Genomic DNA, 12,827 nt, shown 5'->3' on the forward strand with positions numbered 1-12,827 from the left:
AGTGAAGTGCTTGATCACCTTCTCTATGAATTAGTGATCTGCGACAATTTGTCCAATTTCATTTTTGTTAACTTGATCAACATCATAAATACTGCGATATAGCCCTACATATGTTATGGGAATATCTCACAAATTGATTTATATCAAAGACGATTTTTGGCCAAGTTCTAAAATTGATACCGATGGATTGCAACTAATTATTAGCCACTGAGCTAACATAAGCAGAAGGTATCAACATGGACACACATGCAGCCCTTTATAAACAGGGTCAAGATCGCCTTGATTATTTACGCCAATTTGCCCAACGTCAGCCCGTGTCACTACAACAAAAAATGGCCAACATTGGGATATCTCGTCGAGACTTCATTAAGTGGACCGCGTCGGTCACTGCAATGTTTGCCTTGCCCCTACCCTTTAGTAATCTGGTTGCCGAAGCGGCTGAATTAGCCGACCGAGTGCCGCTAATTTGGTTACATTTAGCCGAATGTACTGGGTGCTCTGAGTCATTAATTCGTACCGATTCGCCCAATTTAGACACATTGATTTTTGATCATATCTCGCTTGAATATCATGAAACCTTAATGGCAGCTTCTGGTTGGCAAGCCGAAGAGAACCTAGAGCATGCACTGGAAACTTACAAAGGTCGGTATTTACTGGCCGTTGAAGGTGCCGTCCCTACCGCCAATAACGGCACCTTTTTAACCGTAGGCTGTAAAGGTCACACTGGTTTACACATTGTTAAAGAAGCGGCTGAAAATGCTGCTGCAATTATCTCTGTCGGGACTTGCGCTGCCTTTGGTGGTGTACAAGCCGCTGCACCCAATCCTACTGGTGCAAAAGGCGTTTACGAAGTGGTCGATAAACCTGTGATTAACTTAGGCGGTTGCCCTCCGAGCGAAAAGAACATTGTTGGCACGCTAATGTATTTCATTATGTTCGGTAAGTTACCTGCACTGGATATGTTTAATCGTCCTAAATGGGCTTACGGCGCACGGGTACATGATAACTGTGAACGTCGTGGGCGCTTTGATGCTGGTGAGTTTGTTGAAGAATTTGGTGATGAAGGTGCAAAAGAAGGTTACTGCCTTTATAAAGTCGGCTGTAAAGGCCCATATACCTACAACAACTGCCCTACTGAGCGTTTTAACCATCACACCAGTTGGCCGGTGTTAGCGGGTCATGGCTGTATGGGTTGCTCTGAGCCGAATTTTTGGGATGACATGGCGGACTTTGAAAAACCGCTAGGACGCCAACTTTTACATGGCATAGATGCCACCGCAGACACCATTGGTGCGGTCATTTTAGGCGCTACCGTTGTTGGTATTGGCGCCCATGCAGTTGCTAGCGTATTTGCTAAGCCTTTGGAGGAATAATCATGAGTAAACGTGTCGTTATCGACCCTATCACCCGTATCGAAGGCCATTTACGTGTCGAAGTTGAAGTGGATGACAATAATGTCATTACCAAGGCTTGGTCTTCGTCGACCTTATGGCGAGGTATTGAGGTTATTTTAAAAGGCCGAACTCCAATGGATGTGGGCTTAATTGTGCAGCGTATTTGTGGCGTATGTACCTATTCGCATTATCGTTGCGGTACTGAGGCAGTTGAAAATGCCCTTGGGGTTAAGATCCCACTTAATGCTAAATACCTGCGCAGCATAATGCAGTCATCACTCTACATGCATGATCATATTGTGCATTTTTATCATCTACATGGTTTGGATTGGGTGGATGTGGTATCAGCATTAAGTGCCGACCCAGCCTTAGCGGCTAAAGTGGCAATGAATTACTCTGATGCACCGATTGCTGCCGGTGAAGGTGAATTAAAAGCGGTACAGGCACGAGTGAAAGGCTTGGTCGAAACCGGAAAACTGGGTCCATTTGCCAATGCCTATTGGGGTAATGGTACTTATCGTTTTACCCCTGAGCAAAACCTCATTGCGTTATCGCATTATTTAAAAGCACTTGAAGTACAACGTGTGGCAGCTGAAATGTTAGCTATTTTTGGCGGCAAATCGCCACATCCACAATCTATTGTTGTGGGCGGCGTAACCTCAGTACGTGACATGTTAAGCCCTGCCCGTTTACAAGAATGGAAACAAAAGCACGCTATCGTGCAAGACTTTATTGAGCGAGCTTACCAAGCCGATATTGTGATGGCAGCAGAAGCATTTGGTACAGAAGCCAGTGTACTTGGCGGCGTAAATGTTAACAGTTTCTTGTGCGGTGAAGATTTTATTACGACCGATGGCGAGTACTTATTTAACCAAGGGGTCATTTTAAACGGTGATTTAGCCAATGTATTGGATATCGACCCGAGCTTGATTAAAGAAGATGTGACTCACGCCTGGTATAAAGCTGATGGTCCGCAACATCCATATCAAGGAACCACCATTCCTGATTACACCGGGTTTATTGAGCGTGACACTGTGTATGGCAAATTGCCAACCATTAATGGCGATGGTAAATACTCGTGGGTTAAGTCTCCGCGTTACCAAGATGAACCGATTGAAGTAGGTCCACTAGCGTGTTTGTTGGTTAACTATGCCCGTGGTAATCAAGTTGTGGTCAATGCGGTTGATGGTTTGTTAGCTCGCACTGGTTTGCCTCTTGAAGCATTGTTTACCACTTTAGGCCGTACTGCTGCACGTATGCTGCAAACGGTATTGGTTGGCCAGGCCAGTTTGCAAACCTTTGATGCTTTACTGGTAAACATACAGTCGGATCAGTCTACTTACGTTAAACCTGAAATAGACCCAGACCGTGTTTACGAAGGTTATTCGATGATTGAAGCCCCTCGCGGCATGTTAAGTCATTGGATCCGGATTAAAGATGCCAAAGTCGAAAACTACCAAGCTGTGGTTCCTACTACCTGGAACGCAGGCCCTGTGGATGCTAATGGTAAAATGGGCCCATACGAAGCTTCGTTGATTGGTTTGAAACTTGAAGACCCAACTAAGCCGTTAGAAGTCATTCGCATTATTCATTCCTTTGATCCTTGTATGGCGTGTTCCGTTCACGTGATGGATTACAAGAAACATACCCTAGGTCAATTTAAAATTGATCCAAATGGGTTTTAATCAGAGGTAATGGAGTAGGAGGGATAAAAGTATGGAACATATTGCAACCCATAATCGGCAGCTGATATTTACTCCAGCGATTCGAATATTTCACTGGTTACGCGCTCTGGCCATTTTGGTATTAGTGATCACCGGATTTTATATCTCGTGGCCATTTTTAGTGGCGCCTGCCAGCACTGATGTACTGGTACAAGGTTGGATCCGATTTGCGCATATCATTTTTGGATTTGTGCTCACCAGTATCACTTTGGTGCGTTTTTATTTGTTTTTCTTCAGTCGCAACAACATTGAAAGACGTTCGTTTAAAGATGTGCTGAGTGTGAAAAGCTGGATAACACAATTAAAATCCTATTTATGGATGGGTAATTTGCATAAAGCTGGGGTTTACGGACCGTTACAGTTTATGACTTATGTGGCGATTTCGTTTGTTGCCTTGATTGTGTGTATCACAGGCTTAGTGCTGTACGCCAATGTGTACCACTTAGGCCTGGGCGGGTTACTTGGCGATGTATCTGCATGGTTAACAGCACTTTGTGGCGGCTTAGCATCACTTAGAACCTTCCACCATTATTTAACTTGGGCTTTCATTATTTTTGTGGTGATCCATGTGTATATGGCGGTGTGGTCGGGTATTCGCTTTAAACATAATTCAGTCGACTCAATAGTGTCTGGCTATGACTATCACAAAGATCATAAATAAGGTGAATCTATTATTGTGAAAAAAATATTGCTGTTAGGTATAGGCAATGTATTGTACGCCGATGAAGGAGTCGGCGTGCATTTTGTCAATTATATCAAAGAGAAATACCAATTTAGCCACCAAACTGACAGCATAGATATTGTCGACGGTGGCACCTTAGCTCAAGGCCTTATTCCGATGATAAGCCAGTACGACCATTTAATTGTGGTCGATACGGTGAACAGTGTTGGCGTGGAGCCTGGTGAAGTGTACTTTTTCGATTTTGATCACGCCCCTGCTGAAATCGATTGGCAAGGTAGTGCTCATGAAGTAGAAATGCTGCAAACACTCAACATGATGGACATTGTGGGTGATAGGCCACACACGTTTGTATTAGGTGTTACCCCTACCGTGATTGAGCCAATGACTTTGGGGCTTACGCCACATTTACATGCCGCCATTCCGCTAATGGAACACGCCCTGTTAACCCATTTAACCGACTTAGGGTTTAGCCAGCAGATTGTGAATGAAATAACGGTTGATCAGGTGATTCCTGACGCTTATAAGCGAGGTTGCTATGTCGATGCATAACATTCGATTTGATTTTGTATGCCAACGCCATGTGCCGTTATATGAGCACTTGTGCAATCAATACCTTGAACGCAGCGAATTTAATATCAGTATTGGTGCTGAATCCGAGCTTCAAACCAGTAAAATACGTTACTTTATTGAGGCCTTTGCTCCTCAAGCGCAGCTTGAATCGTTAGCCGATGACATCGCCAGTGATTTCTTGTTATCTGTTTGGTTGCTTGACACCCACATTCAGCGTATAGAGCAGCACAGCGGGCAGCGAAAACCATTTAACATTAAGCCGCTTCACTCTGGTTTACCGCTGAATTTTTGCCAAGATTGCCAGCCAAAATTTGGCGATAATCAACATCCCTCTTTTGGTAATATTAATCTACAATGTCATCATTGTATGGGGCATGAAAAACTCAGTCGTGATGAAAAATCGTTAACTCAGACCGATATCGCCGCAATGGCAAACCGCTTACTCAGCCATAAGTCTCTGCCCTTACCTATTCTTGGGATCACGTTATGGTTAACCCCACCAGCGGCCATATTGTCCTCAACCATACAACCCTCAACCATATCGCAAAATGCAGATGAACAACTGACAAACTCATCACAGACCAATGCGTCAATGACCAAAACAATAAAATATCAACGGCCTCGAATATTAGTCTGTAATCCCAATTCTTTAAACAGTCATTTTATTGTCAATGACAGCCAAGTGTTGGCATTATCTAGCATCGAAAAACCCTTGCTAAGAGTACGACCAAGTAGCGAGCATCCCAGCTTATTAGCGCCGCTGTATGATATTCAATTTGCTGAAAATCGTTTATTAGTGATACTCACTGAAGTACTGCGTCAAAAAGGCATTAATTGGTTGCATGTCACTAGTGATATTGAACCACATACTAACCAAGAAGCCCTACTCAATGAGCCGCTGCGTTTAGCCAGTATTAATCAACATTGGTTACCGATCACCACCCTAAGCGATGGCAGCATATCGTTACCGACTAATGTGACCTGTTTGCATGATGAGCATCATTACCAAGATGACCAACATACGTTCAAGGTTCAAAGCACTAAAACTGATATTAATTGGCAAGTGAGTGACAACGGTGCTAAATCGTCTACTTCAGCGTTAACTTTGCCACCTGTTTTAGCCAGTTCTTGTGCAGAAGACTCAAACACAATAACTAACGATATTACTACCAGCTTATGTGCATTGAATGCTGCGGTATTACGTTGTGATCCCAATAAAAATCACCATAAAGCGCAATTTGTTAAACATGCTGCGGTATTGTATTTCAGCCAACAAAATGCTTGCCAAATTGTCACACTCGACAGCCAAAGTAACCCTGAATTATTTTTCCAATTACCGACGTTGCCGACATCAGGTTATGAGATTTGTCATAGTTTGTCTGAGTCGCCGCAAAAAAGTCTGTTAGATAAGTTTAAACAGTTATTTCCAGCCGAATATAATCAATTATTGGATCTTCACATTCAAGCCGACGATGGTGCATTGTCTCAGCTAATGGCTGTTGCAACCCTAATTATTGGCGCCTATCCGGTAGAAACTGCTCAACGAGTGACCGTAACCGAACTTGCCGATAAATTTATTGCTTTGGCGATGTCTCATCATGGCAATAATGCACCACGCATTGATTTTCCTCTCACCAAAGGCGCCGCGCATCGTAGCCTCAATTGGTGTAAAACCTTGGGCACATTAATGAGTTTCAAGTTGGCAGGCGAGACTAACTTAGCAAAACTTGCTTTTGCATTTCATGACTCGTTTGCCGACTACTTAAGCCATTGGGTAGAACATTTAGATCAAAATATTGGCGTAAAACAATTAGTGATTGCTGGAAGCGAATTTGCTAATCCGGTGCTAACTGAACGGGTGCAATTACGTATTGGTAAAAACTTTCCACTGGTGGTCAATCCATTATTGGATTTAGATGGCGTTAATATCGCAATTGGTGGGCTATATCTCAAACAAAGACGTAGATAAAAGGTATCTTAAAGTATATCAGTTATTGCTTATCCTTGTATGAGATTGAGTCCTTATGAAACCATTACAGCAAGTTACCATTATTGTTAAAGGTATTGTGCAAGGGGTTGGTTTTCGCCCCTTTGTTTTTCGTTTGGCACATCAGTTAACTTTACTCGGTAGCGTGCTAAATAATCACCTTGGGGTGACGATTGTTTTACAAGGTAATAGCGAACTGATTGAACAGTTTATCGATAAATTAGCTAAATCTCCGCCGCCATTAGCGCGCATTGATGCCATTGAGGTTACTCATCAAGCTCAATTAAGTTTATTTGACCAATTTAGTATTATTGATAGCCATGCCGCTACTGACGAACATGCAAATGTGGCTATTTCGGCCGACATGAGTATTTGCCGAGATTGTCTTAACGACATTAATGACCCTCAAAACCGCCACTATCAATACCCATTTACCAATTGCACCAATTGCGGTCCGCGCTACACCATTATCAACACCCTGCCTTATGACCGATGCAACACTGCCATGGCTGATTTTGAAATGTGCGATGATTGCCACGCCGCTTATATCAATCCAATGAATCGACGCTACCATGCACAACCAGTGAGTTGCCCACATTGTGGTCCACAATTAACCTTTAGCGTTATCAATGCTCGTGCTGAATGTCTTTATGATTCATCGATGTTGATGGCATTAGAGCAAGCCGTCGAAATGATAAACCGTGGTGGCATAGTGGCCATTAAAGGTTTAGGCGGTTTTCATTTAGTGTGTGATGCCACCAATAACGACGCGGTTGCAGCTCTGCGTCAACGTAAACAACGCCTCGCCAAGCCATTAGCGATAATGGTGACTAACTTGGCCCAGGCGAAATTATGTGTCAGCGGTACTGAAACGGAATGGCAAGTATTAACCAGCCCTGAGAAGCCGATTACCTTGATGACCAAACGTGTTGCTAGTGTTGATGGTAAAGATAATGGTAGAGATAATTGCGGAAATATTCACCCTATCGCACTGAGTCCATTGCTAGCGCCGGGTATTGATCGCCTTGGAGTATTTTTACCCTACACACCATTACATCATTTATTGATGCAGCGATTACACAAACCCATTGTGGCTACCAGTGCCAATCGCAGCGGAGAACCCATTATTGCTAATCAAGCTGAGATTGAGCAGCATTTAAGCCATGTAGTTGATGGGATCCTCGGCCATAATAGGCCGATTATTAATGCCTGTGATGACAGCGTGGTACAAGTGATTGACGGGCAGCTACAAGTCATTCGATTAGCTCGTGGTTATGCGCCGCTAACCATTAATTTGCACTCACCGATGCTATCAAACAGTAAAAATAGCGTGTTGGCTGTTGGCGCACAACAGAAAAATACGGTCGCATTCGGTTTTGCCGATAATCTGATCGTATCACCGCACATTGGTGATTTATTCACTCTAGAAACAGAGCAATATTTTAGCCGAAGCTTAGCAACATTTAAGCGTTTGTATGACTTTAGCCCAAGTCATATTGTGCATGATAATCACCCGCAATATGCGCCGACACAATGGGCAGTAAACTACCAATCTGAACATCGCCTTTTGCCATCTCATTGCATTGGCATACAACACCACTTCGCCCATGTTTTGTCTGTTATGGCGATGCACCAACGCACTGAGCAAGTATTAGGATTCAGTTTTGATGGCACAGGCCTAGGTGATGACGGCACATTATGGGGCAGCGAAGTAATGCTGGCTGATGTGCACGGTTTTACCACGGTGGCCCACTTTAGTTCGTTTAAGTTAATTGGTGGTGAGCAAGCGATTAAACACCCAGTTAGAATTCTGCTGGCATTATTGTTTGAACAAATGTCGCTTGAACAAGTACTTTCACTCCCCATTGCCGCTATCGCCGACTTAGGCAGCAAAACTGTCACTAATTTGTATCAGCTGTGGCGTAACAATAGCCATTGTATTGAATGTCGATCTGTTGGGCGTTTATTTGATGCTCTTGCTGTAGCGTTAGGTTTTATTGCTAGCTCGCAGTACGAAGGTCAAGCGGGCATGATGATTGAAACAGCAGCCAATGCCTATTATACCGAATCAAATATTGAGCCTTTATCTGTAACGCTCAACACCTTATACGACCAAGAGTCGTTACCTATTCAATGGCACAGTAGCGACTTTATTACTCAATTGGTTAACTGCGCGGTGGAATACTCACATAACCCTTTAATTAAAAAACAAATATGTTGGCATTTTATCAATATGATTAGTCAGCAATTGGATAGAGTTGGTCAACAATATCCCCAATTACCACAGGTATTTTGTGGTGGTGTATTTCAAAACAAAACCTTACTCAGCCAGTGTATTGATGATTGTAAACGTGGCCAACGGCAAATTTTACCCAGTGGCCATATTCCCATTAATGACGGTGGTATTGCATTAGGCCAATTGTGGTATGGCATACATCACATGGCGTAAGTGTATCGAGTACTCTTAACTTCTTAACCAATGTAAGTAACTTAAGTAACTTACATTGGTTAAGTTGCTTTAATATATGCATTTTTTATCGTAATTGGGCTAACAACCAGAATCGCTAAAGCTGTCATGCAGCATAAAAATTGACCTTCAGATAATTGTGGCATCTGTCACATAATTAACGCAATAACACTGTTGTTCACAGTGTTTATTGCAAAAACTGATGTGTATCAAAGAATCCTTTATCCACTTAACCGACACTAGTTAATAAGAATAACAACAAGGTTAAGGAACATAACATGTGTAAAGATTGCGGCTGTTCAATTACCCATGATCATGACCATACTCTTCATAGTAATCCTCAGCTTAACGATAAAAAGACCTTAGCGGTTATCCATAAAATACTGGATAAAAATGATGTCGAAGCACAGCATAATCGTGATCATTTTGCGGCTCATCAGGTCAGCGCCTTTAATCTAATGAGTAGCCCTGGCAGCGGTAAAACCAGTCTTTTAGAATGTTTACATGAATACCTTGATGCTCGCTATGCCGTAATTGAAGGCGACCTTGAAACCTCACGCGATGCCGACCGTTTAATTGCCAAGGGTATCAACGCCTATCAAATCCAAACTGGCTCTGCCTGTCACCTTGATGCATTTATGGTTCACGGCGCACTGCATCACATTAATTTAGATAATGTTGATATTTGCTTCGTTGAGAACGTGGGAAATCTTGTGTGTCCTGCCAGTTATGATGTTGGCACCCATAAAAATATTGTGTTGTTATCTGTGCCTGAAGGTGACGATAAAATTGAGAAGTATCCGGTGATGTTCCGCCGAGCTGACTTAGTGGTTATCACTAAATCTGACCTACTTCCTTACTTTGACTTTAGTATTGATGAAGCCAAAGCACAGTTAAGTAAATTGAATCCAGATGTCGAATTGCTCGTCGTGTCAGTGAAAAATCCTGATTCAATGAAAGTATTGGCAACATGGTTTGATGAACATAAGGAATATTAACTATGTGCTTATCAGTACCATCAAAAGTAGTTGAAATTCATGATGATGCAACAGTCACTGTTGACACGCTTGGTGTGAAACGTCGGGTAAGTTGTCATTTAATATGCGACCCGTTGGCGTTAGGCGACTTTGTGTTGATTCACATTGGCTTTGTGATGAATAAAATTGACCACAATGATGCACAAGAAAGCCTCGATTTATATCAACAAATTGTCGCTGAGATGGAATTGGAGTCTGAGCAATGATTAGCCTCAATGACTTTTATCAAGGATTTCGAGATCCTCAGACAATTCGTCATTTAGCGCAATTGATTGCTCAACAAGCGGCTAAAACGACTGAGCAAATTAACATTATGGAAGTGTGTGGTGGCCATACCCATACCATTATGAAGTACGGTTTATTACAGCTATTACCCGACAATATTCACTTTATTCATGGCCCAGGCTGTCCAGTGTGCGTTATGCCTAAAGAACGAATTGACCATGCAGCCACCCTTGCCTCACAAGCCGATACCATTTTAGTCACCCTAGGCGATATGATTAGAGTGCCGGGTTCAATGGGTAGCTTGGCGCAATTTCGGGCTAAAGGCTGCGATATTAGGCCAATATATGACCCATTAGATACCTTAAAAATTGCCCAGGATAATCCTGACAAAACGGTGATTTTTTTCGCTATTGGTTTTGAAACCTCTACGCCTATGACTGCCGCCTTACTGGCACAGGCTGAAGCGTTGAAAATAGATAATATCTTGTTTCATATAAACCATGTGCTGGTTCCACCTGCTATTGATGCTGTGATGTCTGATAGTCGCAGTAAAGTAAACGCTTTTATCGGTCCGGCCCACGTAAGCGTGATTAGTGGTGCTCAAATCTACCAATCTACAGTCGACCAATATAAAACACCTGTTGTGGTGTCTGGGTTTGAACCGGTAGATGTGATGGAATCTATTTTACGTATTACACGTCAAAAAGTGGCAGGCAAAGCAGAGCTAGATAACCAATACAGTCGTTCAGTGAGTTACGAGGGCAACATTGCCGCTCAACAACTGGTCGACAAATATTTTATGGTCCGCGACAGCTTTCGCTGGCGCGGACTAGGCCCTATTGCCAAGTCTGCTCTAACATTACGCCCTGAATATCATCATCGAGATGCCGAACGCATTTATGCAAAAGTATTACCGACTACCGAAATTGACGACCATAAAGCCTGTATGTGTGGCGATATTTTGCGAGGCTTAGCCAATCCTAAAGACTGCAAAGTGTTTGGCAGAGGTTGCTCACCACAAACACCGCTAGGCAGCTGCATGGTTAGCTCAGAAGGCGCGTGTAATGCTTATTACCGCTATGGAGAAGTTAATCATGACATCTAAAAAGACGATTCAACTTAGCCACGGTGGTGGCGGTAAAGAAATGGATCAATTGATCCACGATTTGTTTTTTAAAGCCTTTGATAATCCTATTTTAACTTCGCAAGAAGACGCGGCCAAACTGAATATGTGTGGCCATATTGCTTTTACCACCGACTCTTTTACCGTTTCACCGTTATTTTTCGCTGGTGGCGATATCGGTAAACTCGCGATTGCAGGCACAGTAAACGATTTAGCCATGATGGCTGCACAACCCGAATATTTAAGCTGTAGTTTTATTATTGAAGAAGGTTTTCCACTGGATGACTTAACCACTATTGTAAATAGCATGGCAGCTGAATTACACAAATCAGGCGCGCGGATAGTTTGCGGCGACACTAAAGTGGTGCCCAAAGGCTGTGCTGATGGGCTATTTATTAATACCTCTGGTGTAGGGCGTATTTTGCATCCTGATATTTCAGTGCGTAATTTACAAGTAGGTGATGCCATTATTGTCTCTCGTGACATTGGTTGTCATGGGGCGGCAATTTTAATGGCCCGTGATGGCTTAACGCTGGAATCTGAGTTACGCAGTGACTGCGATACGCTATGGCCGATTATTGAACAACTGCTGGTGGCAAATATCGATATTCATGCCATGCGAGATGCGACCCGCGGTGGCTTATCTGCAGTACTCAATGAGTGGGCGAAAGCATCGAACATTGGCATTGATGTCGAAGAAGCCAGCATTCCAATTTGTGATGAAGTAAAAGGCTTATGTGAGTTATTTGGCTTTGAGCCTTTTGATTTAGCCAATGAAGGCACCTTTATTATGGCATTGCCTATGGATTTAGCCGAAGGTGCAATTGAGGTGATGCAGCGCTATGGACATTGTGAACACGCAGCAATTATTGGCCACGTTACTGAGCGTCACCCTGGCAAAGTGGTGCTACAAACGCCTTGGGGCAGCAGTCGCTATTTAGATTTACCACAAGGTGAATTATTACCAAGGATTTGTTAATGCACGAATACTCGATTGTAATGTCATTAATGGAACAATGTGAAGCGCTTGCACAGCTGCATAAAGCCACACGAATTGAGCAAGTTGAACTGAAAATTGGGGTGCTAAGTGGCGTTGAGCCAGCCCTACTGTCGAAAGCGTTTGAAACCTTTAAATTGGACAGTGTTTGTCATGAGGCAAGATTAGTTATTAATGTGCAGCCATTAGTGTTGCAGTGCAATCACTGCGAACAACAATCGCAAGTAGATGAACGAACCATTGTTTGCCCTATTTGCCAGTCTAATAAAACCACCGTGATTGACGGTGAAGACATGATGTTAATGCAGCTTGTGATGGATACGTAGCACGAGTTTTTATCAAAGCGTTATATTGAAATACCCTAACCTAATAACCAGAGTAACCTTAAAATAGAAGGACAACACCATGAAATACTTATCAATTGCCTTTATCCTTGCCACTATTCCATCTATTGCTATGGCACATGAGGGCCATGGTGGTGTTGGACTGTTTCACCATTTTATTCAATTAACACCCGCCATAGCTCTTGTGGCCATTGTGGCGTTTATCTATTGGAAGCGCACTAAGTAATTGCCTAACCTGTAGTCAACACGTACTGTGGAGCAAAGCTAAAATGGTTTG

Annotated in this window: 12 protein-coding genes; all 12 read left to right on the forward strand. The window is 43.0% G+C overall.

The features are described from left to right. The first annotated feature begins 236 nt into the window (after positions 1 to 236). The 12 genes from hyaA (at position 237) to SFRI_RS21675 (ending at position 12,776) form a co-directional block, all read left to right on the forward strand. The gene (gene hyaA / locus SFRI_RS10820; RefSeq protein ID WP_011637559.1) at positions 237 to 1,373 is read left to right on the forward strand and encodes a nickel-dependent hydrogenase small subunit; all 1,137 of its coding nucleotides are present in this window, start codon (positions 237 to 239) and stop codon (positions 1,371 to 1,373) included. Between the two features lie 2 nt (positions 1,374 to 1,375). Then, on the forward strand, positions 1,376 to 3,079 hold the full coding sequence (gene hyaB, locus SFRI_RS10825) for a nickel-dependent hydrogenase large subunit (protein ID WP_011637560.1): 1,704 nt from the start codon (positions 1,376 to 1,378) through the stop codon (positions 3,077 to 3,079). Positions 3,080 to 3,110: 31 nt separating this feature from the next. Continuing rightward, entirely contained in the window at positions 3,111 to 3,779 is a 669-nt protein-coding gene (cybH, locus tag SFRI_RS10830; RefSeq protein ID WP_011637561.1) for a Ni/Fe-hydrogenase, b-type cytochrome subunit, read from the forward strand. A gap of 15 nt (positions 3,780 to 3,794) precedes the next feature. Beyond that, positions 3,795 to 4,349 carry a HyaD/HybD family hydrogenase maturation endopeptidase gene (locus SFRI_RS10835; RefSeq protein WP_011637562.1) on the forward strand — a complete coding sequence of 185 codons (555 nt, stop codon included), beginning with the start codon at positions 3,795 to 3,797 and terminating at the stop codon, positions 4,347 to 4,349. After that, positions 4,342 to 6,339 carry a hypothetical protein gene (locus SFRI_RS10840; RefSeq protein WP_041412970.1) on the forward strand — a complete coding sequence of 666 codons (1,998 nt, stop codon included), beginning with the start codon at positions 4,342 to 4,344 and terminating at the stop codon, positions 6,337 to 6,339. The genes SFRI_RS10835 and SFRI_RS10840 overlap by 8 nt, the downstream gene beginning before the upstream one ends. A gap of 55 nt (positions 6,340 to 6,394) precedes the next feature. Beyond that, positions 6,395 to 8,806: a carbamoyltransferase HypF gene (hypF, locus tag SFRI_RS10845; RefSeq protein ID WP_011637564.1), complete on the forward strand. Its 2,412-nt coding sequence runs from the start codon at positions 6,395 to 6,397 to the stop codon at positions 8,804 to 8,806. 296 nt (positions 8,807 to 9,102) lie between these two features. Next, positions 9,103 to 9,822, forward strand: a complete 720-nt coding sequence (gene hypB, locus SFRI_RS10850; protein WP_011637565.1) for a hydrogenase nickel incorporation protein HypB — start codon at positions 9,103 to 9,105, stop codon at positions 9,820 to 9,822. Positions 9,823 to 9,824: 2 nt separating this feature from the next. Further along, positions 9,825 to 10,067 (forward strand): HypC/HybG/HupF family hydrogenase formation chaperone, encoded by a 243-nt coding sequence (locus tag SFRI_RS10855; protein WP_011637566.1) that lies wholly within the window; start codon positions 9,825 to 9,827, stop codon positions 10,065 to 10,067. Next, entirely contained in the window at positions 10,064 to 11,191 is a 1,128-nt protein-coding gene (gene hypD / locus SFRI_RS10860) for a hydrogenase formation protein HypD (RefSeq protein WP_011637567.1), read from the forward strand. Before SFRI_RS10855 ends, hypD begins: the two co-directional genes overlap by 4 nt. Continuing rightward, positions 11,181 to 12,188, forward strand: a complete 1,008-nt coding sequence (hypE, locus tag SFRI_RS10865) for a hydrogenase expression/formation protein HypE (protein WP_011637568.1) — start codon at positions 11,181 to 11,183, stop codon at positions 12,186 to 12,188. The genes hypD and hypE overlap by 11 nt, the downstream gene beginning before the upstream one ends. After that, the gene (locus tag SFRI_RS10870; protein WP_011637569.1) at positions 12,188 to 12,532 is read left to right on the forward strand and encodes a hydrogenase maturation nickel metallochaperone HypA/HybF; all 345 of its coding nucleotides are present in this window, start codon (positions 12,188 to 12,190) and stop codon (positions 12,530 to 12,532) included. Before hypE ends, SFRI_RS10870 begins: the two co-directional genes overlap by 1 nt. Before the next feature lie 79 nt (positions 12,533 to 12,611). Then, a complete protein-coding gene (locus SFRI_RS21675; RefSeq protein ID WP_011637570.1) occupies positions 12,612 to 12,776 on the forward strand; it encodes a hypothetical protein in 165 nt (54 codons plus the stop codon). Positions 12,777 to 12,827 lie beyond the last annotated feature (51 nt).

Source organism: Shewanella frigidimarina NCIMB 400 (assembly GCF_000014705.1).
Taxonomy (GTDB): domain Bacteria; phylum Pseudomonadota; class Gammaproteobacteria; order Enterobacterales; family Shewanellaceae; genus Shewanella; species Shewanella frigidimarina.